This window comes from Sphingomonas populi (genome assembly GCF_004208535.1).
GTDB classification, from domain to species: Bacteria; Pseudomonadota; Alphaproteobacteria; order Sphingomonadales; family Sphingomonadaceae; genus Sphingomonas; species Sphingomonas populi.
The window spans coordinates 127,742-154,494 of the sequence record NZ_SGIS01000004.1; the positions used below are offsets into that span (position 1 = coordinate 127,742).

The 26,753-nt window shown below is 67.4% G+C and carries 22 protein-coding genes; 7 read left to right on the top strand and 15 right to left on the bottom strand.

Going from position 1 to position 26,753, the window contains the following annotated elements; all coding sequences use genetic code 11:
* Positions 1–97 precede the first annotated feature (97 nt).
* Genes EWE75_RS04050 through EWE75_RS04065 form a run of 4 tightly spaced genes read right to left on the bottom strand, consistent with a single transcriptional unit; the run spans position 98 to position 7,710 of the window.
* Positions 98–796 carry a 4'-phosphopantetheinyl transferase family protein gene (locus EWE75_RS04050; RefSeq protein ID WP_165388260.1) on the bottom strand — a complete coding sequence of 233 codons (699 nt, stop codon included), beginning with the start codon at positions 794–796 and terminating at the stop codon, positions 98–100.
* Positions 765–4,751, bottom strand: a complete 3,987-nt coding sequence (locus EWE75_RS04055; protein WP_165388261.1) for a non-ribosomal peptide synthetase — start codon at positions 4,749–4,751, stop codon at positions 765–767. Before EWE75_RS04055 ends, EWE75_RS04050 begins: the two co-directional genes overlap by 32 nt.
* The gene (locus tag EWE75_RS04060) at positions 4,748–5,968 is read right to left on the bottom strand and encodes a cytochrome P450 (RefSeq protein WP_130155414.1); all 1,221 of its coding nucleotides are present in this window, start codon (positions 5,966–5,968) and stop codon (positions 4,748–4,750) included. The genes EWE75_RS04055 and EWE75_RS04060 overlap by 4 nt, the downstream gene beginning before the upstream one ends.
* Positions 5,968–7,710, bottom strand: a complete 1,743-nt coding sequence (locus EWE75_RS04065; RefSeq protein WP_130155415.1) for a non-ribosomal peptide synthetase — start codon at positions 7,708–7,710, stop codon at positions 5,968–5,970. Before EWE75_RS04065 ends, EWE75_RS04060 begins: the two co-directional genes overlap by 1 nt.
* 240 nt (positions 7,711–7,950) lie before the next feature.
* Here EWE75_RS04065 and EWE75_RS04070 point away from each other — a divergent pair, with 240 nt between their 5' ends.
* Together EWE75_RS04070 and hpnN are read left to right on the top strand one after the other, a co-directional pair.
* The gene (locus EWE75_RS04070; RefSeq protein ID WP_231708203.1) at positions 7,951–8,424 is read left to right on the top strand and encodes a DUF2141 domain-containing protein; all 474 of its coding nucleotides are present in this window, start codon (positions 7,951–7,953) and stop codon (positions 8,422–8,424) included.
* A complete protein-coding gene (hpnN, locus tag EWE75_RS04075; RefSeq protein ID WP_130155416.1) occupies positions 8,421–11,018 on the top strand; it encodes a hopanoid transporter HpnN in 2,598 nt (865 codons plus the stop codon). Before EWE75_RS04070 ends, hpnN begins: the two co-directional genes overlap by 4 nt.
* A 4-nt stretch (positions 11,019–11,022) precedes the next feature.
* On the opposite strand, the gene EWE75_RS04080 is transcribed toward hpnN, so the two are convergent.
* The 4 genes from EWE75_RS04080 to EWE75_RS04095 are packed head-to-tail and all read right to left on the bottom strand — an operon-like array spanning position 11,023 to position 13,351.
* Positions 11,023–11,313, bottom strand: coding sequence for a helix-turn-helix domain-containing protein (locus EWE75_RS04080; RefSeq protein ID WP_130155417.1), 291 nt, complete (start codon positions 11,311–11,313; stop codon positions 11,023–11,025).
* A complete protein-coding gene (locus EWE75_RS04085) occupies positions 11,310–11,648 on the bottom strand; it encodes a type II toxin-antitoxin system RelE/ParE family toxin (RefSeq protein ID WP_130155418.1) in 339 nt (112 codons plus the stop codon). The genes EWE75_RS04080 and EWE75_RS04085 overlap by 4 nt, the downstream gene beginning before the upstream one ends.
* 60 nt (positions 11,649–11,708) lie before the next feature.
* Positions 11,709–12,740: an MlaA family lipoprotein gene (locus tag EWE75_RS04090; protein ID WP_130155419.1), complete on the bottom strand. Its 1,032-nt coding sequence runs from the start codon at positions 12,738–12,740 to the stop codon at positions 11,709–11,711.
* Between the two features lie 5 nt (positions 12,741–12,745).
* Complete coding sequence (locus EWE75_RS04095) at positions 12,746–13,351, bottom strand: ABC transporter substrate-binding protein (RefSeq protein WP_231708204.1); 606 nt, start codon at positions 13,349–13,351, stop codon at positions 12,746–12,748.
* Between the two features lie 221 nt (positions 13,352–13,572).
* Here EWE75_RS04095 and ispH point away from each other — a divergent pair, with 221 nt between their 5' ends.
* The 3 genes from ispH (at position 13,573) to EWE75_RS04110 (ending at position 16,142) form a co-directional block, all read left to right on the top strand.
* Positions 13,573–14,556 carry a 4-hydroxy-3-methylbut-2-enyl diphosphate reductase gene (ispH, locus tag EWE75_RS04100; RefSeq protein WP_165388262.1) on the top strand — a complete coding sequence of 328 codons (984 nt, stop codon included), beginning with the start codon at positions 13,573–13,575 and terminating at the stop codon, positions 14,554–14,556.
* Positions 14,557–14,568: 12 nt separating this feature from the next.
* Complete coding sequence (gene hpnH, locus EWE75_RS04105) at positions 14,569–15,714, top strand: adenosyl-hopene transferase HpnH (RefSeq protein ID WP_130155420.1); 1,146 nt, start codon at positions 14,569–14,571, stop codon at positions 15,712–15,714.
* A 77-nt stretch (positions 15,715–15,791) separates the two neighbouring features.
* Positions 15,792–16,142 carry a hypothetical protein gene (locus EWE75_RS04110; protein ID WP_206364671.1) on the top strand — a complete coding sequence of 117 codons (351 nt, stop codon included), beginning with the start codon at positions 15,792–15,794 and terminating at the stop codon, positions 16,140–16,142.
* On the opposite strand, the gene EWE75_RS04115 is transcribed toward EWE75_RS04110, so the two are convergent.
* Genes EWE75_RS04115 through hpnA form a run of 7 tightly spaced genes read right to left on the bottom strand, consistent with a single transcriptional unit; the run spans position 16,135 to position 23,931 of the window.
* On the bottom strand, positions 16,135–16,824 hold the full coding sequence (locus EWE75_RS04115) for a phosphorylase family protein (protein ID WP_130155422.1): 690 nt from the start codon (positions 16,822–16,824) through the stop codon (positions 16,135–16,137). The genes EWE75_RS04110 and EWE75_RS04115 overlap by 8 nt on opposite strands.
* Positions 16,821–18,767, bottom strand: a complete 1,947-nt coding sequence (gene shc, locus EWE75_RS04120) for a squalene--hopene cyclase (protein ID WP_130155423.1) — start codon at positions 18,765–18,767, stop codon at positions 16,821–16,823. The genes EWE75_RS04115 and shc overlap by 4 nt, the downstream gene beginning before the upstream one ends.
* An 8-nt stretch (positions 18,768–18,775) precedes the next feature.
* Positions 18,776–20,029, bottom strand: coding sequence for a hydroxysqualene dehydroxylase HpnE (gene hpnE / locus EWE75_RS04125; protein WP_231708205.1), 1,254 nt, complete (start codon positions 20,027–20,029; stop codon positions 18,776–18,778).
* Complete coding sequence (gene hpnD / locus EWE75_RS04130; RefSeq protein ID WP_130155424.1) at positions 20,026–20,865, bottom strand: presqualene diphosphate synthase HpnD; 840 nt, start codon at positions 20,863–20,865, stop codon at positions 20,026–20,028. The genes hpnE and hpnD overlap by 4 nt, the downstream gene beginning before the upstream one ends.
* On the bottom strand, positions 20,862–21,698 hold the full coding sequence (hpnC, locus tag EWE75_RS04135; protein ID WP_130155425.1) for a squalene synthase HpnC: 837 nt from the start codon (positions 21,696–21,698) through the stop codon (positions 20,862–20,864). The genes hpnD and hpnC overlap by 4 nt, the downstream gene beginning before the upstream one ends.
* Positions 21,695–22,939, bottom strand: a complete 1,245-nt coding sequence (locus EWE75_RS04140) for a glycosyltransferase (RefSeq protein ID WP_231708206.1) — start codon at positions 22,937–22,939, stop codon at positions 21,695–21,697. The genes hpnC and EWE75_RS04140 overlap by 4 nt, the downstream gene beginning before the upstream one ends.
* Positions 22,936–23,931: a hopanoid-associated sugar epimerase gene (gene hpnA, locus EWE75_RS04145; protein WP_130155426.1), complete on the bottom strand. Its 996-nt coding sequence runs from the start codon at positions 23,929–23,931 to the stop codon at positions 22,936–22,938. The genes EWE75_RS04140 and hpnA overlap by 4 nt, the downstream gene beginning before the upstream one ends.
* A 209-nt stretch (positions 23,932–24,140) precedes the next feature.
* Between hpnA and hpnI the strand changes: the two genes are divergently transcribed.
* Together hpnI and hpnJ are read left to right on the top strand one after the other, a co-directional pair.
* Positions 24,141–25,292 carry a bacteriohopanetetrol glucosamine biosynthesis glycosyltransferase HpnI gene (gene hpnI, locus EWE75_RS04150; protein WP_130155427.1) on the top strand — a complete coding sequence of 384 codons (1,152 nt, stop codon included), beginning with the start codon at positions 24,141–24,143 and terminating at the stop codon, positions 25,290–25,292.
* Positions 25,289–26,734: a hopanoid biosynthesis associated radical SAM protein HpnJ gene (gene hpnJ / locus EWE75_RS04155; protein WP_130155428.1), complete on the top strand. Its 1,446-nt coding sequence runs from the start codon at positions 25,289–25,291 to the stop codon at positions 26,732–26,734. The genes hpnI and hpnJ overlap by 4 nt, the downstream gene beginning before the upstream one ends.
* The last annotated feature ends 19 nt before the right edge of the window (positions 26,735–26,753 follow it).

Here is a 26,753-nt window from a genome sequence, read left to right on the forward strand (position 1 = left end):
GAGCGTAGTCGAGACACCTGCGCTCCCGTCCCCTACTACGCTCGGCGTGAACGGCTGGCAGTGAGGACATCCTGAACCCGTTCGCCCTTCGACAAGCTTAAGGCGAACGGTGCGGGGGCGTGGCGATCCGAACCGGCGCGCCATCATCCGCAATCACCAGCGCGCCCGAATAGCCTTCCGCCAACGCAAAGCCAGCGATACGCCACCCTTCCGCTCCCGCGAGCAACCGCGCCTCGGGCGTCACCGAAACCGCGAACGCGTCGAGCGGATACGACAATCCCATCCCGATCGCCTTGACGAATGCCTCCTTGCGCGCCCAGCAATCGAAAAAGCCGCGTATCGCGTCATCCTCTGCAAGCGCATCAAGCGCCGCGCATTCGCCCGCTCCGAACAGCCCCGCCGCGAGATCGCGCCAGTCGATTTCGGGTTGATGATATTCCAGGTCCACACCCAGTTCGCGATCGGACACCGCGACCACCCACAACTCATGCGAGTGCGAGGCGCTGAATTTCGGCCCACCTGCCAGCGCCGGCTTGCCATAGGCATTCTCGGTGTAAACGAGACGCTCCGCCGCCGCCCCGGTCGCCATCGCCAATGTCTCGCGCAACCGCGCGCGCCGCACGATGAAGCGCCGCCGGTCGCGCGCGAAGGCGAAGCGCGCCGCGCGCGCGCGCTCGGCCGGATCGAGCAGCTTCGCCAGCCGCTCGAGCTCATCCTCCGCGACATCGAGGCTGCCGAAATATAGGTCGGCAACCGCCACCCGCTCAGGCGCTGCGCTGGAGCGCCGCCTCGGCATTCGCCCGCGCCAGCCGCGCGCGCAGCAGATCGGCGAAGGTATCGACATTGGGCGGTTCGAGCATCGTGCGGTGCCCGCCGGGGATGATGTGCGCGTCGAACTGGCCGCGCACCTGCGCCCGCCAATCCTCGACGAAATCGAGCACACCCGGATGGTCGTCGGGCTGGAACAGGATCGCGTCGCCATGATACGCGGGCGGCGTGTAGTGGCTCGCGGCATAATCGAGCCGCGACTGGATCTTCGGCTGCAACACCGCCTCGCGCCCGCCCGCCAGCGCCGCCGCGTCGGACAGGCCGCGCAAGCGATCGAGGAAATAATGCCAGCGCTTGCCCTTGGGCTGCGCGAACGTCTTGTCGAGGTGATATTTGAACTTGCTGAGGAAGAACCGCGCCGCCCCAAGCTGCCGCGCGCGCACCGGATGGAATGGATGCGCGAGCATCAGCAATCGCACCTCGTCGCCCGCCGCCTCAAGCTGCGTCGCGACCGCATAGGCGAGGATGCCCGAGGTACACCAGCCGCCGATCCGGTACGGCCCGTTCGGCTGGATCTGCCGCAGCGTCGCGATGATGAGATCGGCGGTCTTGCGGAAATCCTTGCTCGGCGTGCCGCCCGCCGCCTCGATGATCGCAGCGGTCGAGACGCCGTAGAACGGCTGGTCTCTTCCGAGCCGCTCGGCGAGCGGGCGGAAGGTCGAGCCGCCGTCGAGCCAGATGATCGGCGGTTGTGAACCATTCGGCTGGATCTGCGCGACCGCAGGGTTCTCGATGCCTTTGCCGCCCGAGATGATCTCGGCCATGTCGGCAAGGCGCGGCGCCTGGAACAGCGCCGCCATCGGCAGCTTGACGCCATAATCCTTGGCGATCCGCCGGATCAGCCGCGCGATCAGCAGCGAATGCCCGCCGAGTTCGAAGAAATCGGCGTTGCGCGATGTCACATCCGCCTTGAGCACGTCGCTCCAGATCGCGGCGAGCCTCGCTTGTTCGGGCGTCTCCAGCGGCGCGTCGTCGGTGATCGAGGCCTTGCCCGGCTCGGGCAGCGCGTTGCGATCGATCTTGCCGTTGGGGGTCTGCGGCAGGTCTTCCAGCACCACGAACCGCGTCGGGATCATATAATCGGGCAGGGTGGCGCCGAGCAGTTCGCGCCATTCCGCGACTTCGCCGGTGCCGACCAGATAGCCGACCAGGGCACGCTCCCCGCTCGGATCGGGCCACGCCTTCACCACCGCCGCCGAGACGCCGGGCAACGCGGCCAGCGCGCCTTCGACTTCCTCGATCGCGACGCGGAAGCCGCGGATTTTCTCCTCATGATCGGTGCGGCCGAGGCATTCGAGCATCCCGTCGGGCCGCCAGCGCGCGAGGTCGCCGGTCTTGTACAGCCGCTCTCCCGCATGATCGATGAACTTGTCTCGGGTCAGATCGGGCCGCCCGCGATAGCCGATCGCGACGCCGCGCCCGCCGATGCACAATTCGCCGACCGCGCCGAGCGGGCGATCGTTGCCGTGGCTGTCGAGGATGCGGATCGTGGTGTTGGCGATCGGCCGGCCGATCGTGATCGGGCCGCGCTCGACTTTGGCGACGGTCGACCAGATCGTCGTCTCGGTCGGGCCGTACATGTTCCACAAAACGCCGACACGCGGCAGCAATTGGTCGGCGAGCGCGCGCGGCAATTTCTCGCCGCCGCACAAAGCGGTGAGGGTCGGCGAACCTTCCCAGCCCGCCTCGATCAGCCCGCGCCAGGTCGCCGGGGTCGCCTGAAGGATATCGGGCTTGAGCCGCGCGACATCCTCGGCGAGCGCGATCATGTCGGTCGCGGTCTCGCGCGTGGCGAGGTGGACCTTGCCGCCCGTCACCAGCGGCAGCCAGATTTCCAGCTCGGCGATGTCGAACGACAAAGTGGTGATCGCGAGGATCGACTGGCGTGGCGCGAGGCCGAGGCTGTCCTCCATGCCGACGAGGAAATTGACCAGAGCCGCGTGGGGAATTTCGACGCCCTTGGGCTTGCCGGTCGATCCCGACGTGTACAGCACGTAAGCCGGCGCCTCGGGATCGATCGCCGGCGCCACGAACGCGCGGTGCGGCCAATGCCGGTCGAGCCGCACCAGCGGCGCGGCATCCTGTGGCAGCGCGTGTTCGGTGGTGGGCTCGACGAGGATCAGCACCGGCTGCGCGCTCTCGACGATCATCGCCAGCCGCGCTTGCGGAAAGCCGGGGTCAAGCGGCAGATACGCCGCACCCGCCTTCACCACGCCGAGCATCGCCGCGATCATATACGGCGTGCGTTCGAGCGACAGCCCGACCAACGCGCCCGGCCCGACGCCGCGCGACACCAGTTCGGCGGCGATCGCATCCGACGAATGCGCGAGTTCGGCATAGGTCCAGCTTTCGCCGGCCTGCTCGATCACCACCATGTCCGGCTCGGCGGCGGCCTTCGCCGCCACCCAATTGACCACGCTCGCATAGGGCAGCGCGCGCGTCGTCTGGTTCCACTCGGCCGCAAGTCGGTCCTGCTCGTCCGCCGCCAGCATCGGCAGCTTGGCGAGCGGCGTCTCGGGATCGGTGGCGACGCCCTCCAGCAGCCGCACCCAATGGTCGGCCATGCGGCGGATCGTCGCGGCGTCGAACAATTCGCTCGAATAGAGGAAGCGCCCGGCCATGCCGCCCTCGGGCCGCTCGTCGAGTTCGAGGTACAGATCGTATTTCGCCGCGCCGACGGTCACGTCCATCTGGGTCAGATCCCAGCCCGCCGGGAACGGATCGACCGGCGGCTCGATCGAGAACAAGGTGTTGAAAAGCGGATGCGTGCCGGTGCCGCGCTTGATGTCGAGCGCGCGGACGAGCTTGTCGAACGGAATGTCGCTCGCCCCCAGCGCGCCGATCACGCTACGCTTCACCTCGGCGAGATAGTCGCGGAACGGCGTGCTGCCCAGCGGTCGGCTGCGGATTGCCATCGTGTTGAGAAAATAGCCCATCAGCGGCTGAAGCTCGGGCCGCCGCCGCGTGTCGGTAACACCGCCGACGATGATGTCCTCGTCGCCGGTATAGCGGAACAGCATCGCCTTGTAGCCGGCGAGCAGCACCGAATAGAGCGTGGCGTTTTCCGCGCGCGCGATCTCCTTCAACCGCTCGACCAGCGGCGTGTCGAGCTCGAACACCTCCATCGATCCGGCATAGGTCGGCAGCGCCGCGCGAGGCCGGTCGCCGACCACTTCGAGGCGCGGGATCGGCGCGGCGAGCAGCTCACGCCAGAAATCGAGCTGGCGGCGATATTCGTCGCCCTGCTCGCGGTCGGCCTGCCACACGGCGTAATCGGCATATTGCAGCGCCGGCTCGGGCAGCGGCGAAGGCCGGCCCGCCTCATAGGCATCGACCAGCGCGGCCAGCTCGGGCACCAATGTCTTGTAGATCGAGACGCCGTCGAAAATGACGTGGTGCAGCGTCAGATACAGCCGATGCTCCTGATCGCCCAGCTTGACGACGCGTGCGCGGAACAGCGGCGCCACGTCGGGCGCGATCGGCGCGCGGGCATCCTCGGTGGCGAGCCGCACTGCCTCGGCCTCACGCTCGGCTTGCGGGAAGTGGCTGATGTCGATGATCGCCAGCGAGATCGGCGTCGAGGGCGCGACTTGCATCACGTAATCGCCCTCGACCTCGACGATCGCCGAGCGCCAGATCGCATGGCGGCGCACGATCTCGGTCAGCGCGCGCTCCATCGCGGCATGATCGTACCGGCCGAGCCGGTGGATCGTGATCGACTCGTTGTAGAGCGGCATCTCCGGCGCCATCTGCGCGTGCAGCCAGAGCTGGTTCTGCTCGGCGGTGAGCGGGATGGTCCGCGCCGGGTCGCGCGGGCGGATCGGCTCGGGCACCGACGCTGCGGTCGCGGCATTGCCGGCGAGCATCCTGGCGAGCAGGTCGCGACGCGCCTGGGCGGCATCGATCTTGGCAGGCATGTTCATGCGAAGGTCACCCGTAGAGCCTTGAGGCCACGCAGGCCGAGGTTCTCGCGCCATTCGAGCTTTTGCTCAGGGAGCGAGAGGTTCTTGAGCCGGTCGAGCAGCAGGCGGAACGCGATGCGTCCCTCCATCCGCGCGAGCGGCGCGCCGAAACAGAAATGCGCCGCCCAGCCGAACGCCATATGGCGGTTGTCCTTGCGCTCGAAATCGAGCGCGTCGGGATCGGCGAAGCGTTCGGGGTCGCGGTTGGCGGCGGCCATCACCGCCATCACTGGCGTGCCCTTCTTGATGAGCTTGCCGCCCATCAGCGTATCTTCGGTGGCGATCCGCGAGGTGTGCTGCGACGGGCTTTCGTAGCGCAGCAGTTCCTCGATCGCGCTCTCCATGATCTCGGGCCGGTCACGCAATTCGGCGAGCTTGTCGGGCTGGCGCAGCAACGTGAGCAGCCCGCAGCCGATCAGGTTGGTGGTGGTTTCCTGGCCCCCCACCATCGTGACGATCGCGTTGGCGATCACCTCTTCCTCGGTCAGTTTCTGGCCGTCGATCTCGGCCTCGACCAGGGATTTTACGAGGCCGTCCTTGAGCGAGCCGCTGTGGATGGCATGCTGGAAATAGGCGATCATGTCGGCGGTGCTTTTCAGCACCTGCGCGATCCCGTCGGGGTTGTGCGAGAAATTGCCGAGCATCTGCGCGTAATCAGCCGACCATTTCTTCAGTTGAAGGTGATCCTCCTCGGGCACGCCCATCAGATGCGCGAACACGATCGACGGGAATGGCTCGGCGAAATCGGCCATCACATCCATCTCGCCCTTCGCGAGCGCGGCGTCGATCAGCCGATTGGCGACCGACACCACGCGCTCCTCAAGCGCCTCGACCCGGCGCGGCGTGAACGCGGTCGAGCAAAGCTTGCGCAGGATCGTGTGGTTGGGCGGATCGAGGAACAGCATCTGCTTGACCATCACCGCCGCGATCGGCTCGATCGAGCCGAGCCCGAGCGACCGCATCAGGTCGGGCGAGGGGGTGCGATCCGCCGAGAAGCGGTGCAGCACGGCATGGACGTCGCTGTAGCGCGTCACCACCCAGCTATGCAGATACGGGTCCCAATAGACCGGGTCTTCGCTCCGCAGCCGCGCGTAGAGCGGATATGGATCGGCCAGCACATTCGGGTCGAGCAGCCGGAACAGGCTGAGCGACGGATCGGATACGGGGCGCGTCGCCATTATGCCGACAGCCTCTCGATATCTGCATCGCTCATCGCTTCGATCTTCGCGAAGATCAAAGTCTCGACGACTTCGGCGAGCTTGGCGACGGTCGCCGCCTCGAACAGATGGAACAGCGACAGATCGACGCCGAACGCATCCCGCGCGCGGATGATGACCTGTGTGCCGAGCAGCGAATGCCCGCCGAGCAGGAAGAAATCGTCGTCCACCCCGAAGTCGCGGTGGCCAAGTACGTCGCCGACGATCTCGAACAGCCGCAACTCGGTCGGCGTGCTCGGCGCGCGCGCGCCGGTGCTTTCCGCCATCGCGACGCTGGCCGGATCGGGCAGTGCGCGCACGTCGATCTTGCCGTTGGCGGTGAGCGGCATCGCCTCGAGCCGCGCGAAATGCGCTGGAACCATATAATCCGGCAGTGTCTCGCCGAGCGCGGCGCGGAGCGCGCCGGCGGTCGCCTCGCCGTTGAGCGTGACATAGGCGACGAGGTCGCCATCGCGCACCAGCACATGGCTCGCGGCGATCTCGGGCAGGCGGTTGAGCGCGGCGGCGACTTCGGCGGGCTCGATGCGGTGGCCGCGCACCTTCACCTGTCCATCGACACGGCCGAGGAAGGCGTATTCGCCATCCTCCAGCCGCAGCGCGAGATCGCCGGTGCGATACAGCCGGCCGTACTGCGGATGCGTGACGAAGCGCGCCTCGGTCAGCGCCGGGTCGCCGCGATAGCCGCGCGCGACCTGCGCGCCGCCGATGCAGACTTCGCCGGGCGCGCCGGGCATGACCGCGTCGCCGCTCGGATCGAGCAGATGGATCGTGGTCCCGGCGATCGCCGTGCCGATCGAGGGCAGCGCGCTGCCCTCCGCCGCGACCACGCCCGATGTCGCGACGACGGTGCATTCGGTCGGGCCGTAATTGTTGACGAAGACGAACGGCTGGCCCGGCTTGGGGCGCACCGTCAGCTTGTCCGCGCCGGTAAGCAGGACGCGCAAGCGGGCGTCGGCTGGCCAGTCCATCGTCGCGAGCGGCTCGGCGAGCGCGGTCGGCGCGAACGCCACTTCGATGCGCTCACCCACCAGCCAGTCGCGCAACGCGACAGGATCGAGTCGCACCGCATCGTCGGCGAGGCAGAGCGTGCCGCCCGCCGCCAGCGTCGGCCACACCTCCCATGCCGCCGCGTCGAAGCCCAATCCGGCGAGGTGCGCGGTGCGCGTGCCCGCGCTGACCGCGAATGCGGCCAGATGCCAATCGACCAACGCGGCGAGATTGTCGTGCCCGACCTCGACTGCCTTCGGCTCCCCGGTCGAACCCGAAGTGAAGATGACATAGGCGAGATCACCCGCCGCGACCGGCGCGACGTCGCCCGCATCATCCGGCGCCACCGTGCCGATGGGCGAGCCGCGCGGTGCGATCACCGCCGCACAGCCGGCGCGCTCGACGAACGACGCCAGCCGCGCCTCCGGCCACGCCGGATCGAGCGGCAGATACGCCGCGCCCGCATACCAGACGGCCAGCAAGGCGACGATCTGCTCGGCCGAACGCGGCAAGCACACCGCGACGGTCGCGCCCGGCGTCACGCCGCGCGACGCGAGCGCACCGGCGAGTGCTGCGGCGCGCGCATCGAGGTCGGCATAGCTGAGTGACACGCCGGCCGAATCGATCGCCACGGCGGCGCCAGCGCGACGCGCGATCTCGCGCACTCGCAGGCTGATAGGATGCGACAGGATAGTCGTCGCCGGCAGGTCGCGCATTGGTATCTCCCCAGGTTGCGCGCACCAAACCAAAAAAAGGTGAGTTATCCCTTAACCTGCTGGCAGTTTCACCAAATCGGGCAACGGCGGCATACCCAATCCCGGCCACCGGTCTTCGCGGAGTCTGGCCAGATCGGACGGAAAAGGCTGGACCGTATCTGCGGTGTCGATACACGCCGCATTCATTGCTGGGGCGCGAAAGGCGTGCGCTTGAATGCGGATCATGGAACAGGATCGAACGTGACTTCGGGTTTCGGCACAGTGCGCGCGTGGGCGACCTTGGCGGTCTTGGCGATGTTAGGCACGCCGGCGCTGGCCGGCGGCGCGACCGGCACGGGCATTTTGCATGTCCAGATCGGCAACGTCCGCACCGCGCACGGCCGCGTCCATATCGACGTCTGCACGCAGGCGCAGTTCCTCAAGGACTGTCCGATCTCCGCCGAAGCGCCCGCGCGCGTGGGTATCACCACGGTGTCGCTCACCGGCCTGCCGCCGGGGCGCTACGCGGTTCAGGCTTTTCTCGATGAGAATGGCAACGGCAAGGTCGATCAGGCGTTGTTCGGCATTCCCAAGGAAGGCGTCGGCTTTTCGAACGATGCGCGGATCAGGCTTGGTCCGCCGAAATGGACGGATGCGATGTTCGATACGACTGGCGGTGAACAGACGATCAGGTTCAACCTGCGCTATTTCCTCGGCGGCGACGCAAAGCGTTGATCGCCACCCTGATCCAGCGGCTGGTCGCGGCCAGCGTGCGCCGCCCCGTGCTCGCCGCGCTGGCCTGCCTCGTGCTGGCCGGAGTCGCGCTCGCCTATGCGGCGACCGGCTTTTCGATGACCACCGACACGGCGGCGCTGATCTCGCCTAAGGTGGCGTGGCGGCAGAACGAGAAAGCGGTCGAGACCGCCTTCCCGAACCTGACCGACGTGCTGCTCGTCATCGTTGACGGCAAAACCCCCGAACTCGCCGAAGCCGGTGCCGCCAAACTCACCGACGCGCTCGCCGCCGACACCAAACACTTCCGCCGCGCCGAACGCCCCGACGGTGGCGCCTATTTCGCCAAACAGGGCCTGATGTTCGGCTCGGTCGCCGAGGTGAAGACCGCCACCGACGCGCTCATCAAGGCGCAGCCGCTGCTCGGCCCGCTCGCGCGCGATCCGTCGTTGCGCGGCGTCGCTGGTGCGTTCGGCACCGCGCTGATGGGGGTGGAGCAGGGCGCCGCCAAGCTCGGCGATTTCGATAAGCCGATGCGCTCGCTCAGCGACGCGCTCGACGCGACGCTCGCCGGCAAGCCCTCCTATTTCTCGTGGCAGGAGTTGATGGCCGCGCCCGGCAGCGGGCAGGCGCCGCCACGCCGCCGCCTGATCCTCGCCCAGCCCAAGCTCGATTACGGCGCGCTCCAGCCCGGCGAGGATGCGGTCGCGGCGATCAACCAGCAGGCGGTGAAGCTCGGGCTCGACGCGGCGCATGGCGTCTCGGTGCGGACCACCGGCGAAGTGCCGCTCGCCGACGAGGAGTTCGCCACGCTTGAAGAGAATATCGGCATCGTCGGCCTCATCATGGCGCTGGCGATGCTGGTCACGCTCTGGCTCGCGACGCGATCGGTGAAGATCGTCGCGGCGATCGTCGTTACCATCATCGCCGGCCTCATCATCACCACGGCGGCGGGGATGCTCGCGGTTCACACGCTCAATCTGATCTCGGTCGCGTTCATCCCGTTGTTCGTCGGGCTGGGCGTCGATTTCGGCATCCAGATCAGCGTGCGCTTCAACGCCGAACGGCTCGACGGCCACGCCACGCCCGAGGCGCTGCGCCGCGCCGCCACCGCTTTGTCCGCGCCGCTGGCGCTGGCGGCCGGCGCGGTGTTCCTCGGCTTCGGCGCGTTCCTGCCGACCGACTATATCGGCATCTCCGAACTCGGCATCATCGCCGGCATCGGCATGGTGATCGCGCTGCTGCTGTCGATCACCTTGCTGCCCGCGCTGCTCACCTTGCTCAAGCCGGGCACGCCACGCCGCGAGGTCGGGTTCCGTGAAGCAGCCCCGCTCGATCGCTGGCTGCATACCCATCGCAAGGCCGTGCTATGGGCGTTCGCGCTGTCGATGCTGGTCAGCATCGCGTTGCTGCCGTTCGTGCGGTTCGACTTCAACCCGCTCCACCTGCGCAACCCGAACGGCCCGGCGATGCGCGCGCTCGCCGATCTGATGCACGATCCGCTGCGCACACCCAACACAATCAACCTGCTCGCCGCCAACCCGGATGCGGCGAAGGCGCTCGCCGCGCGGCTCGCGAAGCTGCCCGAAGTCGACGCGGCGGTGACGGTCGATGGCTTCGTCCCCGAGGACCAGCCGCAAAAACTCGCGCTGCTTCAGGACGCATCGCTGCTGCTCGATGCGACGATCAACCCGTTCGACATGGCGCCCGCGCCCTCCGATGCGGAGAACGTCGCCGCGCTCAACACCACCGCCGCGCAACTCCGCAAGGTCGCCGGCACGACAGCGGATACGCCTGCGCAGGACGCACGCCGACTCGCCGGTCTGTTCGCGCGACTCGCCTCCGCACCGCCGCAAACCCGCGCCCGCGCGCATGACGTGCTGGTGACGCCGCTCGGCGTGATGCTCGATCAGGTCCGCGCCACCTTGCAGGCCGAGCCCGTCACCCGCGCAACCTTGCCGCCCGAGATCGCCGGCAATTGGGTCGCCAAGGACGGCCGCGCGCTGATCCAGGTCTTCCCGCGCGGCGACAGCAACGACAACGCCGTGTTGCGCCGCTTCACCAAAGCCGTCCGCACCGTCGCGCCCGACGCCTCCGGCCTGCCGGTCGCGACTCAGGAAGCGGCGGGCACGATTGCCTGGGCGTTCATCGAGGCGGGCGTGCTCGCGTTGGTGCTCATCAGTGGCTTGCTGTTCATCGTGCTGCGCGATGCCCGCGAAGTCGCCTTCACGCTCGCGCCGGTAGTGCTATCGGGCTTCCTGACGCTGGGCAGTTGCGTGCTGATCGGCCAGCCGATCAACTTCGCCAACATCATCGCCTTTCCGCTGCTGTTCGGCGTCGGCGTCGCCTTCCACATCTATTTCGTGATGGCATGGCGGGCAGGGGCGACCGACCTGCTGCAATCGAGCTTAGCGCGCGCGGTGCTGTTCAGCGCACTCGCCACCGGCAGCGCGTTCGGCAGCCTGTGGCTGTCGCACCACCCCGGCACCGCGAGCATGGGCAAGATCCTGATGATCTCGCTGGCGTGGACATTGGTGTGCGCGCTGATCTTCGAGCCGGCTTTGCTTGGCCCGCCGAGGAAGACGAAGAAGGCGTAACGGGTCAGCGCAGCAATTCGCTGACCAGAGAAGGCCGCTTCGCCAGCATCGCCAGCAACACCTGTGCCGGGCCGGTCGGCTGCCGACGGCCATGTTCCCAGTTGAGCAGAGTGCCCTTGGCGACACCGATGCTGCGTGCGAACGCGCCTTGCGACAATCCGGTGCTGGCCCGGATCGCCGCGACATCCACCACGGGAACCTCGACATTGTGGACGACGGCACTCGTCGTTTCGCCGCGTGTGAACGCCAGCGCCTCGTTCAGCCCCTCGACGATGCGGTCATATGCTTCGCTCATGATGCGTCTCCGTATGCGGCGAGCAACGCCTTGCTCAGCGCCACCGCCGCTGCCTGCTCGGCCTTGGTCAAATTTGCCTTTTCGTTCTTCGCGAACACCGTCAGCAGGAACAGCGGCATCGTGGTCCCACCAAACACGTAGAGCGTGCGATATCCCCCGCTCTTTCCGCCGCCTTCGCGCGCGATCCGAACCTTGCGCAAACCCCCGCCCAGCGAAACGCCGGCCTCGGGGTTGGCGGCCAGAAACGTAACGAGCGCGATCCGTTCATCATCGGACATGATCGCGCGGGCGCGCTTCAGGAACGACTCCAGTTCGACGACGGTTTGAAGCGGCACGGATAGATTTTATATGCCAGTGGCATATACGTCAACGGCGCAGGCGAAACCACGACCTGCTCAAGGTTTGGCGGCGGGGTCCACCAACGGATCGCTAAAATCCGGCGTGGCCGGCTTCGCGGCCGGTGCAGCGGAGGGCGCGGCTGGATCGACCAGCGGGTCGCTCAACGCCGGTGACGGCGCCGCCTGCTCGCCAGCCGGCGCCGCCGGATCGGTAAGCGGATCGATCATCTCCGGCGATGTCCCACCGCCGGCGGCTGGATCGGCCAGCGGATCGTCGAGTGGATTGGCGCTCGCGCCGCCGCCGTGGCGCAGCGCATACACTTCCGCCGCGCGCGTCTGCAAAAACGCCGATCGTAGCGTCGCATACGGATCGACCGCGCCGCCGAGCAGCGCGTTGAGATCGGAATCCGATTCAGCGCGCAAGTCCAGCCCGACCAGCACCCCCTGCGGGATCTGATATTCCACCCGGTTGAACGGAAAACCGATCCCGACCGGCAGAACCGCGCCGTCGACCGGCGCGGCGCCGAGATCGCGGAAGTCGGTCGGCCCGAGGAACGGCAGGAACAGGTACGGCCCCGGCCCGACCCCATAGCGGCCGAGCGTGTTGCCGAAGCCGTTGGAATGGTGCGGCAGCTTGAACCCGTCGGTCTTGGCGACATCGACCAGCCCGCCGACGCCGATCGTCGTGTTGATCGCGAAGCGCGCCACCGTCCGCACCGCCCGCTTGGGCTTCAATTGCAGCATGTCGTTCACGAACACCACCGGCTCGCCGATGTTCGAAAAGACGTGGCGGATGCCGCCCCGGATGATCCTGGGAACCACCGCCTTGTATGCCATCGCGACCGGACGGAAGAGGATACGATCGAAAAAATTATGGATCGAGAACAGCTTGCGGTTGAGGCCTTCGAGCGGATCGCCCTTGAAGTGCGCTGGCCGCGCCGCCTTTACCGCAGGCGACACGGCGGTCGGCGCGAGCGGCTTGGGCGCGATCACCCCCGCCGGCGGGGCGTGCTGCTGCGCGCCCGCCATGACCGGCGTCATCAGCGATGCGGCGAGCGCCAGCCCGCTCGCCCCCCCGAAAATCCTCATGCGGATCAGTTCGCCGCTTTGGCGGAGAGTTGGTCGAGGTGAGTCACCAGCGCCTTGGCGCCGCCCTTGGCGAGAATGCCGGCAAAGTCCGACCGGCGCGTGGCGAGCTGGCTGACCGAATTCTGGTAGAACACGTCGATGATCTTCCACTGCCCGCCGCTTGCACGCAGGCGATAGGCGATCGCGGTCGGCTCGCCCTTCGGCGCGACCAATGTCGTGCGAACCAGCTTGTCGGTGCCGCGCGTCTCGACTTGCGGGGCGATCTTGAAGCTCTCGCCCGACCAGCCATCGAAATTGCCGGCATATTGCGCGATCGTCAGCTTGCGGATCGCGGCGACCAGGGCGGTCTGGTCAGCCGGCGCGGTCGTCGTCCAGGCGGGGCCGACCGACAGCCGCGTCATCAGCGGAATGTCGAACGCGCGATCGACGACCGGCGCGATCTTGGCCGAACGCCCCGATATGCCGAGCGCCTTGCCGCCCTTCATGATCGCGAGAAGACCGTCGTCGAGCGTCTGCACGGTCGCGCCAGCGGGGTCGCTGGTCTGCGCGGTGGCGGGGGCTGTGATCGAGGCTGCGAGCAGCAGCGCCGCCAGGCCGGAAACGCGGATCATGCGATACTCCATCATAATGGGCCGTCAGATAGGGACGCCGTGGCCCGATACCAACCACCATCGATAAGCACAAACCGCTGACGCGTGGCTGAACGGGCACAGTTCAGTACCGATCGGTACGGTCTGCCCTTTTTCCGCTTCATTTTTCGGGCATCCCTTCGCATATGCAGCGTACAGGGGCGGCGATGCGGGATTTCAGACCGCCTGTCTCGTCGCATGAAATGGTCCAATTCGGAAAGGACGGCGCCTTGCGCGTGATCTTGGCGAACCCGCGCGGATTTTGCGCGGGCGTGGTGCGGGCGATCGAGATCGTCGAACGGGCGATCGAGCGCTATGGCGCACCGGTCTATGTGCGCCACGAAATCGTCCACAACAAGCATGTCGTCGATACACTGCGCCGCAAGGGCGCGGTGTTCGTCGAGGAACTGTCGGACGTGCCGGCCGGCGCGATGACGGTGTTCAGCGCACACGGCGTCGCTCGCACCGTCGAGGAAGAGGCTGCGGCGCGCGGTCTGCCAGTGCTCGACGCGACGTGCCCGCTCGTCACCAAGGTGCATGTGCAGGGGCGCCGCTATGCTCAGGCCGGTCGTGCGCTCGTGCTGATCGGGCATGAGGGCCATGCCGAAGTGGTCGGTACGGTCGGCCAGGTCGATGCGCCGGTGCATCTCGTCTCCTCGGCGGCGGCGGTGGCCGATCTCGATCTGCCCGACGATGGCGAGATCGCCTATATCACCCAGACGACGCTCAGCGTCGACGATACGCGGTCGATCATCGCCGCGTTGAAGGCGCGCTTCCGCAACCTGATCGGCCCCGACGTGTCGGAAATCTGCTACGCCACGCAGAACCGCCAGACCGCCGTGCGCGACCTGTGCCGCGTCGCCGACCTGTTGCTGGTGGTCGGCGCAGCGAACAGCTCCAATTCGAGCCGCCTGCGCGATCTCGGCGTGGACGAGGGGCTGCCGAGCTATCTCGTCGCCGATGGCAGCGCGATCGATCCCGCCTGGTTCGATGGGGTGATGACGGTCGGCCTGACCGCCGGCGCGTCCGCACCCGACGCGCTGGTCGATGATGTCATCGCGGCGCTGCGCCGGATCGGCCCGGTCGAGGTCAGCCAGCTCGACGGGATTGAAGAGACACTGGAATTCGCCCTGCCGCGTGAGCTAAGAGGGCCGATCACTGCCGCGCCGCGCGCGATGGCGAACTAGGACGTACAGACCATGAGCCTTCCGCTTCCCGCGCTCGCCCGCATCGGCAGCTATACGCTGCGCAAGCATATCGGCGGCGGCAAATATCCGCTCGTGCTGATGCTCGAACCGCTGCTGCGCTGCAATCTCGCCTGCCCCGGCTGCGGCAAGATCGATTATCCCGACGCGATCCTCAACCAGCGGCTGAGCTACGATCAGTGCATGGAAGCGATCGACGAATGCGGCGCGCCCGCCGTGTCGATCGCCGGTGGCGAGCCGCTGCTCCACCGCGACATGCCCAGGATCGTCGAGGGCTATATCGCGAAGAAGAAGTTCGTGATCCTGTGTACCAACGCGCTGCTGCTCAAGAAGAAGATCGACGACTACAAGCCGTCGAACTTCTTCACCTGGTCGATCCATCTCGATGGCGACAAGGGCATGCACGATCACGCGGTCGATCAGGACGGCACCTATGAGGTCGCGATCGAGGCGATCGAACTCGCCAAGTCCAAGGGCTTCCGCGTCCAGGTCAATTGCACCGTGTTCGACGGCGCCGATCCGGTGCGGCTGGCGTCGTTCTTCGACGAGATGGAGAAGCGCGGCGTCGAGATCACGCTGTCGCCTGGTTACTCCTACGAACGCGCCGCCGATCAGGAGCATTTCCTGACGCGCGAACGCACCAAGACCTTCTTCCGCGACGTGTTCCGGCGCGGCAACGGCGGCAAGGCGTGGACCTTCACCAACTCGCCGCTGTTCCTCGATTTCCTCGCCGGCAACCGCAGCTACGAATGCACGCCCTGGTCGATGCCGCTGCGCACCGTCTTCGGCTGGCAGAAGCCGTGCTACCTCGTCGGCGAAGGCTATGTCGAAACCTTCACCGAACTGATGGAGGGCACTGACTGGGACCAGTACGGTGTCGGCAAGTACGAGAAATGCTCGAACTGCATGGTCCATTGCGGCTTCGAGGGCACGGCGGCGAGCGAGTCGATCCGCAACCCGCTCGCGATGTTCAATGTCGGCCGCAAGGGCGTGCGGACGGAGGGGCCGATGGCGCCCGACATCGACCTGTCCAACGCGCGCAAGGCCGAGGACGTGCATTCGACTCACGTCGAACGCGAACTGGCCAAGATCAAGGCGGCGGACCCGGACGGCTTCCGTCGGACGCAGCGGGCGGCCTGAAGCTGAGCTAGGTGCCTCTGCCCGACGATCTGCGAGGGCTACCCTATAAGGTTCACACGAATAGCGAACTTGGCCTGATGCTGAAGGGCATCAAGCCGCTCGCGATCTTCGCAGATGTTTATGAAAATTTCCCAGATGTTGTAGTTCGATATCTTCGATGTTTCGATCGATGTGTGTTGGCGGGGCGATTGACCAAGCGCGATTTTGTAATCCCGCTTGCCATTCCGAACCGACCTGAGGTGCGTGGGATCCATCGCATTTATTACACATTGCCCGGCGAAGAGTGGCGTGTCGATGAGATGATGGCGCTGATGCAACGGGCGGGAGGATGGTCGCCCGCGCGTGAACGCGAGTTCGGTAGTCTGTTGGGTTACACTGATTGGCAAAACGACGTGTGGGCGCAGCGTTTCCCGTACCAACCTACCTAGTTCCAGTCGAGCCGGAGTCGAAAGCCCGGCATGCCCGCTTCAGCGCCGTGAACGCCCGGCCCGCATCACGCCCGGTGCGGATCAACGCTGGCAACTGCCCCGGATGCCGCGCGAGCGAGCCGAGCACCGCGCCGAGCGCCATGCCGCCGTCTGGCTTCATGCCGACCAGCGCGGCCGGCGGCAGGACGTGGTCGGCGCCGTCGGAGATCGTGCGCAGGATCGCGAAGGGCAGGGCGTGGCGCGCCGCGACGCGCGCGGCGATGTGCGATTCCATATCCACCGCGAGCGCGCCGGTGGCTTCGTAAAGCGCGCGCTTCTGGGCGAGCGTGGCGACGATCGTGTCGCTGCCGACGATGCAGCCGAAATGCGCGTCCGGCAGCGACTCCCGTGTTCTCCCGCGAAAGCGGGAGTCCAGGGCCGCGAACGCTGCGTCTAGTTGCTCTGGACTCCCGCTTTCGCGGGAGAACAGGGTGCCGATCACCACATCGCCCGGCCTGAGCGCCGGGTCGAGCGCGCCGGCGATGCCGCCCGACAGGATTGCGCGCACCCCGCCCGCTGCGACCGCCACCTCAAGCCCGGCCTCGAGCCGCGCCGCATCGCCACCACCAGCGACCGCCATCACACCATCCCGCGCGAAAATCCGCGCCTCGCGCGTCAGCCCGCAGGCGACGAGCAAGGTCACATTCCCACCGTAACCCGCCGGTCGTTCGAGCGCTTCAGATTGCGATACCGCGCCAGCGCCCAAAGCGGGAAATACTTCGGATAGCCGTGATAGCGCAGGTAGAACACGCGCGGGAAACCGCCGCCGGTGTACATCTCCTGCCCCCACAGCCCGTCCTCGGCCTGCGTCTCGGCGAGATAGCGCACGCCGCGCTCCACAGCGGGCAAATCGACTTCGCCCGCCGCCATCAGCGCGAGCAACGCCCAGCCGGTCTGCGATGCGGTCGATGGGGCAGGGGTGTGGCCTGTGTAGGCAAGGTCGTAGCTGTCGCAATCCTCGCCCCAGCCGCCATCCTTGTTCTGGATCGCGACCAGCCATGCCACCGCCTTGCGCACCATCGCCGACTGCGCATCCACGCCGGCAGCGTTGAGCGCACACAGCACCGACCAGGTGCCGTAGATGTAATTCACCCCCCAGCGCCCGAACCAGCTTCCGTCCGCCGTCTGCTCGCGCTCGAGAAAGCCGAGCGCCTCGCGCATCCGTGGGCTATCGAGCGGCTCGCCCAATTGCCCGAGCATCGACACCACCCGCGCCGACACGTCGCTGGTCGCGGGATCGAGCAACGCGCCATGATCGGCGAACGGGATGTTGTTGAGGTAATGGTGGTGGTTGTCGGCATCGAACGCGCCCCAGCCGCCGCCCTTGCTCTGCAATCCCATTGTCCACTCGACCGCGCGCTCCACCGCCGCGCGATAATCCGCGCCCGATCGCGGCGCGGCGCGGTCCATCGCCATCACCACCACGGCGGTATCGTCCAGATCGGGGTAATGCGCGTTGTTGTACTGGAACGCCCAGCCGCCCGGCCGCACGTCGGGGCGCTGCTCGGCCCAGTCGCCCTTCACGTCGAGCACTTGCAACGGCCGCAGCCATTCAAGCGCGGCATCGGCACGCGCCTCATTCTCCACGCCGCCTGCCTCCAGCATCGCGTGCGCGGCGAGCGCGGTGTCCCACACTGGCGAGACGCAGGGCTGGCAATAGGCCTCGTCGTCTTTCACGACCAACAGGTTCTCGACCGATTTGCGCGCGATCGCCCGGTGCGGATGGTCCTCGGCATAGCCGAGGCAATCGAACATCATCACGCTGTTCGCCATCGCCGGATAGATCGCGCCGAGGCCATCCTCGCCGTTCAGCCGCTCGACGGTGAAATCGACGCAACGCTGAATCGCCCGCGCCCGCAGCCGCTTCGGCCAAAGCCCCTCGACGCCCTTCAGCACCACGTCGAGGCCGTTGAAAAACATCGTCCAGCCGCGCTTGGTGTCGGCGGCCTTGCTCTCGGGCGGCTTGGCGCGCCCGGTGTACAACTCATCCACCGTGATGCCGAGCGGATTGCGCGCCACCGGCTGCTTGGCGGCAAGCACCAGCAGCGGCACGATCACCGTGCGCGCCCAGTATGACATCTTCGACAGATGCACCGGGAACCAGCGCGGCAGCAGGATCAGTTCGACCGGCAGCGTCGGCACCGCCTTCCACGGCCCCGCGCCAAACAGCGCGAGCTGGATTCGCGTGAAGACGTTCGCCGCCTCCGCCCCACCCGCCGCGAGGATCGCGCGGCGCGCCGCCGCCATATGCGGCGCATCGACATCGTCGCCGATCATCTTGAGCGCATAATAGGCCTTCACGCTCGCGCTGATGTCGAATGCGCCGCCGTGGAACAGCGGCCAGCCATGATGCGCGCCCTGGATGCGGCGCAGGTAACGGCCAATCTTCGCCTCCAGCTCCACCGCGCGCGGCTCGCCGAGATAGTGGCGCAGCAGCACATATTCGGCCGGGATGGTGGCATCGGCCTCAAGCTCGAACACCCAATGCCCGTCGGGCCGCTGCGCATCGGCGAGCGCGGCGGCGGCGCGGGTGGTGGCGGCGTCGGCAAGCGCGACGAGATCGGGGGTTTCCAGCAGGGTGGCCATCGCCGCGCCTATACCAGCCGTGCGTCCCGCGCCAAGCGCGCGGCGGTCGCGCCAGACCGCAATGCCCCCTCGATCGTCGCGGGCAGGCCGGTTTGCGTCCAGTCTCCGGCGAGGAACAGGTTGCGCCAACGCGTGCGCGACGGCGGGCGGCGGCGTTCCTGCGCCGGCGTCGCGGCGAAGGTCGCGCGCTTTTCCTTGACGATCTGCCAGCGCGGCAGCTCGGGCGGCAGGTTGTGGATCGCGGCGATATCGGCCCAGAACGCGGCGGCAAGTTCGGCGCGATCGGCATCGATCAGCCGGTCGGCGCCGCTCACCGTCACCGACAGGCGATCGGGAAAAGCGAAGATCCACTCCGCCGCGCCACCGACCACGCAGATCATCGACGGCGTGCCCGGCGGCGGCGTGAACGCGAAATGCGCGTTGACGATCGCCCGGAAATCGAACGGTACGACGAGATCGGGGACCAGCGTCTCGGCGATCCACGGCGGCACCGCGAGGACCACTGTCTCATCGGGCGCGACCGCTTCCGCACCCCTGCCGAAATCGAGCGTCGTCACGCGGTCACCCTCGAAGCCGATCGCGCGCAACCGTTGGCCGAGCGTGAGGCTCGCGCCTTGCGCGTCGAGCCATTCGGTCGCCGGATCGACGAACGCGGCGGCGAGCGTCGGCTCGGCGATCCGCGGCTTCATCGCTCGCCCGCCGCGCCCGAGCGTCTGGTTGATGATCGCGGCGGTCAGCGTCGCGTCGCCGCCATGCGGAGCGGTGTTGAGCGCCGCGAGCAGCACCGGCTCCAGCAGCCGCTCCCACAGCAGCCCGCCCGTGTCGATCCGGTCGGCGACGGTCTGCCCGGCCCTGCCCGAGGTCAGCCCGGCGAGCCGCAGATAGTCGCGCGCGCGCGTGCCTGGCACGCGCCGCGCCTTGGAGAAGATCCACCACGGCAGCCGCCCGTCATTGGGCCGGAAGCTCCAGCGCTCGCCGGTGCGGCGGTCGGCGAAGACGAATTCAGCCTCGTCCGGCCCGGCCAGCCGGTCGCCGGCGCCGATCGTCGCCAGAAAATGCTCGACCGCGTCGTTGCCCGACAGGACGAGATGGTTGCCATTGTCGATCATCTGGCCAAGCTGCGGATCGTGGTAGCTGCGGCAGCGCCCGCCCGCCTGCGCCGCGCCTTCGGAGATCGACACGGCGAAGCCGGCGCGGGTCAGTTCCACCGCTGCCGACAGTCCGGCCATGCCGGCGCCGATTACGCGCGCGCGCCGGCTCATCGGAACAGCCAGAGCCGCAGCGCGGTCAGGATCAGCGCGGGCTTGTTGGTGCGGATTCGCGTGCGGGGTGCGGTCCAGCCGGCTGTCTCCATGCGCGACAGGATCGGCGCATAGACCGCTGCCATCAGTCGCGGCGCGATCAGATGGCCATGCGGGCGCGTGGCGAGGATCGCGTTGGCCTTGGCATAATGGTCATGCGCGATCGCCGCCAACGGGCGGCAGGCGGCGTCGATGCGCGGATCGTCGACCACTTGCCGGGGCGTGGTGAAGGCGATGCCCGCCGCACCGAGATGCTCGCCGGCCAGATAGACCCGGCCGATTTCGGCATCCTCGTCGATATCGCGCAGGATGTTGGTGAATTGCAGCGCCCGGCCAAGGTGGTGCGACAGCGTGACGCCGGTCGCGCGCTCCATCCCGAAAATGTTGACCGACAGCCGCCCCACTGCTGACGCCACCCGGTCGCAATACACATCGAGCGTCTCGAACGGCGGCCAGCGGACATCGCCGGCGACATCCATCGCCATGCCGTCGATCACCGCGACGAAATCGTCCTTTTGCAGATCGAACCGCCGCACCGCATCCGCCACCAGCGCCGCCTGGCCGGGATCGCGGCCCGCATACAAAGCCTCGATATCGTCGCGCCACTGTTCGAGCGCGACCGCCCGGCCGGCTCGCTCGCCCTGCTGGTCGTCGGCGATGTCGTCGACCGCGCGGCAGAACGCATACACCGCGTACATCGCCTCGCGCTCTGCCTTGGGCAGTACGCGCATGCCGGCATAAAAGCTGCTGCCCGAGACTTGCGCCTGGAGCGAAGCGGGTGTCGCCTTGGGGTTCATGCCCGGCCCACCAGATAGGACAGCATTGCGCCGCCGGCGATCCGCGCCATCTCGATCTTGCCGTGGTGAACCTTGTCGCACAGCGGATCGCGCTTTTTCACCCGCCGCGTAAGGTCTTCGGCCAGCCGTTGAATGATCGCCACCTCCATGCCGAGCCGCCGGTCGCGGATGCCGCGCGCGAACCGCTTCGATTCGGCGAGCAGGCCGAGCGTCTGGTTGCCGATGTCTATGATCGTGCCGTGCAATGCGGGCGTCGAGGCGTCGTGCCCGAGATCGCTCACCGGCGCGCCGCGCCGCGCCAGCGCCGCGAGCGGGATATAGACGCGGCCGATCGCGCGGTAATCCTTCCCGCAATCCTGCAAATGGTTGATGACCTGCAACGCTGCGCACAGGGCGTCATTCGCGGGCCACAACGCGCGGTCCTCGCCGTGGACGTCGAGCACGTAGCGCCCGACCGGCATCGCCGAATAGCGGCAATAGTCGATCAGATCATCCCAGCTCTGATAGCGGTCGATCGTGCAGTCGCGCTCGAACGCGGTGAGCAGGTCGAGCGCATGGACCGGATCGAGCCGGTGCGCCGCCATCACGCCGCGCAGCTCGACCGAAACCGCGTCGGCGTCGCTCGTGCCCTGTATGCTCGCCCGCATCGCGCCGAGCAAAGCCAGCTTCTCGTCCGCGCTGGCGGCTGCATTGTCGGCGACATCATCGGCGGCGCGCGCGAAGCGGTAGAACGCCAGGATCGGCGCACGGTGCTGCGGCTTGAGCAGTGACGCGACTGGGAAATTCTCGTCCTTATGCCCCTTGCCGGACGCGAGATCGGTTGCTTTGCTCATGCGTGCAAGTCCGCCTGAGCGCGGCCTTTCCACATGCCGCCGCGCCCGCGCGCATGTTGCCACGCCGACAGCAAGGTGCAGCCGGCGTAGAAGCTCGCGATGCCGGGCAGCGCCGCGCCCCACAACGGCGAACGGCGGTAGAATCGCAACATCGGCTGAAACAGTATCGCCATCAAAATCCAAGCCATCATCCCGAGCGTCTGCGCATAGCCTCGCGCGAACACCGCAAGCAATGGCGGCGCGAGATAGGTAAGCGCGAGGCCGATCGTTGTGCCTGCCAGCAGCCAAAGCGAATAGCGTAGTTGTGCGTAAGCCGATCGGGAGATCATCGCCGCGACCGACTCGGCGGTGTCGTAGACGCGGATGCTGCGCGCGCGGTTGGTCAGCCCGAGCCAGATCGCGCCGTGGCGCTTCATCAGCGCGCCGAACGCGCAATCGTCGATCAGCGCGCCGCGCACCGCGCCGATCCCGCCCGCCGCTTCGAGCGCGGTACGCCGCACCAGCATCACGCCGCCCGCCGCCCCGCCAAGTCCGCGCCCGCGTGCGTTCACCGTGGCGAACGGGTAGAGCATCTGGAAGAACCACACGAAGGCGGGGATCAGCGCGCGCTCGGCGAAACTCTTGCACCGCAGCCGCGCCATCAGCGACACCAGCACCCGGTCGTCGCCCTCGGCGCGGGCGACGAGGCTGGCGAGCGTATCGGGCGCATGTGCGATATCGGCGTCGGTGAGCAGCAGATACTCGGCATCCCCCGCCGCCGCGATCCCCTGCGACACCGCCCACAATTTGCCCGTCCACCCCCGCGCGAGCGGAGCACCCCGCAGGATGGTGAGCCGATCCGACCCTCGCGCGGCGGCGCGGGCGATGGCGGCGGTGCCATCGCCGCTGCCGTCATCGACGAGGATGATGCGGAAGTCGCCCGGATAGTCCTGCGCGACAAGGCTGCCGATCGACTCGGCGATCACCTCGGCTTCGTCCCGCGCGGGGACAACCGCGACGACGGTGGGCCAGCCTGCTTCTTCACCCCTCCCTGGAAGGGAGGGGCCGGGGGTGGGTGGGTATGGGGCGAGCGCCGCGTTCCCACGAGAGGAACCCACCCCCAACCCCTCCCTTTCAGGGAGGGGAGTGCGGTCACGCACGGGGACAGGTTGCGTATCCCGCTCGCGCGCCAGCCAGAACCCACCGCGCCCGAGCGCGATGCCCAGCCAGATCGCCACCGTCAGCGCGCCCAGCCAGATCACCGGATCATCCCCGCGCCCCGGAACCAGTCGATCGCATCGCGCAAAGCCTCGACATGCGGCCGCGCATGGTAGCCAAGCTCGGCCTCCGCGCGCGCACTCGAATAATACATCGCATGCCCCGCCATCTTGAGCGAATCGATCGTCAGGAACGGCTCCTTGCCCGTCACCCGCGCGAGCAACTCGTTCGCCCACGCCAGCGGGTACAGCGGCCCACGCGGCAGCGCCACGGTCGGCGCCTTGCGCCCAACCAACGCCGCGATCTCGCCGAGCATCGCCCCCAGCGACACGTCCTGCCCGCCCAGAATATAGCGCTCGCCGATCCGCCCCTTCGCCAGCGCGAGCAAATGCCCCTCCGCCACGTCATCGACGTGAACGAGGTTCAGCCCGCTATCGACGAACGCCGGCATCTTGCCCGACGCCGCCTCGACGATGATCCGCCCGGTCGGCGTCGGCCGCACGTCGCGCGGGCCGATCGGGGTGGAGGGGTTGACGATCACCACCGGCAGCCCCGCCGCCGCCATCGCCTCGACCAGCCGCTCGGCGACCACCTTGCTGCGCTTGTACGCGCCGACCGCCTGTTCGGGCGTGGCGGGCCGGGTTTCGTCGGCGGGACGGGCAGGGTCGGGCAGGAGGGTGGCGACGCTGCTGGTATAGACGATCCGCTCGACCCCGGCATCGCGCGCCGCTTCCATGACGGCACGCGTGCTGGCGAGATTGTTGCGGACGATCTCCTCCGGGTCGGGCGCCCAGATCCGGTAATCGGCGGCGACGTGGAACAGGTGCCGCACCCCCGCCATCGCGCGCGCCATCGCGTGCGGGTCACGCGCATCGCCCTCGACCAGTTCGCCCGGAAAATCGACGAGATTGGCGCGCGCGCTGCTCGCGCGCACGACTCCGCGCACGCTGCGACCCTGTGCCGCCAGCCGCCGCGCCACCGCGGAGCCGACGAACCCCGAGACGCCGGTGACGAGAACCAGATCGCTGCTGTCCATCCGCGCCCCTTTACCCAAAGTCATGGCGGAAGGAAGGCGCTGACATTCGCGCGTGAGGCGGGTAGGGGGCGGCACGGATCGAACGCTCCCCAGCCGTTCGTGCCGAGCGAAGTCGAGGCACATGGCGAGACGTAACCGCGTGTCCCTCGACTTCGCTCGGGACGAACGGCTGGGGCGTTTGCGGCGCGCGGCGATTGGGACGTTCTGACGTGGGGTACATCACCGCAATCCTCGGCTCGCTCGCGGTGCTACTTGCCGCGATCGGCATCGGCTGGATGCTTGCGGCGACCTTCGTGCTGCGCCGCTTCTTCGCGCACCCCGCGCCGGCGGCCGACGCGATCGTCGGCGTCACCATCCTCAAACCGCTCCACGGCACCGAACCGCGCTTCCTCGACACGCTCGCGAGCTTCCTCACCCAGTCGCACACCGGCCCGGTCCAGTTCCTGTGCGGCGTGCAGCGCGCCGATGACCCAGCGATTCGCGCGATCGACGCGCTGCGCCGCCGCCACCCCGAAGCCGTGATCGATCTCGTCATCGACTCGACCCGTCACGGATCGAGCGGCAAGATCTCCAACCTCGCCAATCTCGAACCGCACATCCGCCATCCGGTGGTGATGCTCAGCGACAGCGACATCGCGGTCGGCCGCGATTACATCCGGCAAGTGCTGGCGGCGCTCGACCAGCCCAATGTCGGTATCGTCACCTGCGCCTATCACGGGCGCGGCGACGCCGGCTTCTGGTCGCGCCTCGGCGCGGCCGGAATCGACTGGCAATTCCTGCTCGGACTGATCTTCGGTGTCGCCAATCGCCTCGCGACACCGTGCATGGGTTCCACCATCGCGATGCGCCGCGACACGCTGGAGCGGATCGGCGGCTTCGCGCGCTTCGCCGACGTGCTCGCCGATGATTATGCGATCGGCGCGGCGGTGCGCGATCTCGGCCTCGCCGTCTTGGTGCCACCGCTGCTGGTGACGCACGCCTTCGACGAACGCTCCGCTCGCGCGCTGTGGCGGCACGAACTGCGCTGGGGCGTCACGGTACGCGATCTCGGCCTCGCGCCGTACCTCGGGTTGATCGTGACCTTCCCGCTGCCGATCGCGCTGCTCGCCGCTTTGTGGTGGCCCACCGCAGGGCTAACGCTCGCCGGAATCGCGCTCGCCGTCCGCCTTTTCGCCGCAATTTCGGTGGAACGGATCGCTGGCGCGCAGGCTGCGCCGCTCTGGGTGTTGCCGATACGCGACACTTTCGGATTTGCGGTCTATTGCGCCAGCTTCTGCGTCCGCTCGGTTGATTGGCGCGGCGCGACGCTTAGAATAGGACCACACGGCCGCATCGCTGCGGCCCCGGAGACTTTACCATGATGCGTTCGCTTTTCCTGCAAGGCCCCTCGTTCGACGGATATGACGGCGGGGCCGGCGCGCGCTATCAGATGAAGCGCGAGGTCAAGTCGTTCTGGTATCCGACCTGGCTCGCGCAGCCCGCCGCGATGGTGCCCGGATCGAAGCTGATCGACGCGCCCGCGCATGACCAGTCGTGGGACGACATCAAGCACGAGGTCGATGGCATGGAGCTGATCGTCCTGCACACCTCGACGCCGAGCTTCGCGCAGGACGTGAAGTGCGCCGAGCTGATCCGCGCGCGCAACCCTACCGCGCTGATCGGTCTCGTCGGTGCCAAGGTCGCGGTCGAGCCGGACAAGAGCCTCGCCGCCACCGCCTCGGTCGATTTCGTCGCGCGCGAGGAATATGATTTCACGATCCTCGATATCGCCGAGGGCAAGCCGCTTGCCGAAGTCGACGGCATCACCTGGCGCGCGCCCGACGGATCGTTCGTCCGCAACAAGGACCGCGCGATGATCGAGAACATGGACGACCTGCCGATGGTCTCGCCGATCTACAAGCGTGACCTCCAGATCGAGAAATATTTCGGCGGCTACCTCAAGCACCCGTATGTCAGCTTCTATACCGGCCGTGGCTGCAAGAGCCGCTGCACCTTCTGCCTGTGGCCGCAGACCATCGGCGGGCACAACTACCGTGGCCGCTCGGTCGCCAAGGTGGTCGAGGAAGTGAAGTACATCATCGAGAACATCCCCGAGACCAAGGAGATTTTCTTCGACGACGACACGCTGACCGACATCCACTCGCGCGTCGAGGAAATCGCCGTCGCGCTCGGCGAGCTGGGTTTCGGCAAGCCCGGCTTCCCGATGACGTGGAGCTGCAACGCGAAGGCCAATGTGCCGCGCAAGACCTTGGAAATCCTCAAGGCGAACGGCCTGCGCCTGCTGCTCGTCGGCTATGAGAGTGGCAACCAGCAGATCCTCCACAACATCAAGAAGGGCCTGCGCGTCGACGTCGCCAAGCAGTTCACCAAGGACTGCCATGAGCTCGGCATCGTCATCCACGGCACCTTCATCCTCGGCCTGCCGGGCGAGACCGAAGAGACGATCGAGGAGACGATCAACTACGCCAAGGAGATCAACCCGCACACCATCCAGGTGTCGCTGGCGGCGCCCTATCCCGGCACCTTCCTCTACAAGCAGGCGACCGAGAACGGCTGGTTCGACAACAGCAACAGCCTGTTGACCGACGACGGCAACCAGATCGCGCAGCTATCCTACCCGCATCTCAATGCGACGGTGATCTTCGACAAGGTCGAGGAATTCTACAAGCGCTTCTACTTCCGCCCCTCCAAGATCGGCTCGATCGTGTGGGAAATGCTGCGTGATTGGGACATGATGAAGCGCCGTCTGCGCGAGGGCGTCGAGTTCTTCGACTTCCTGCGCCGCCGCAAAGAGGCCGCGTAAACCCCTGATGACAAGGCGT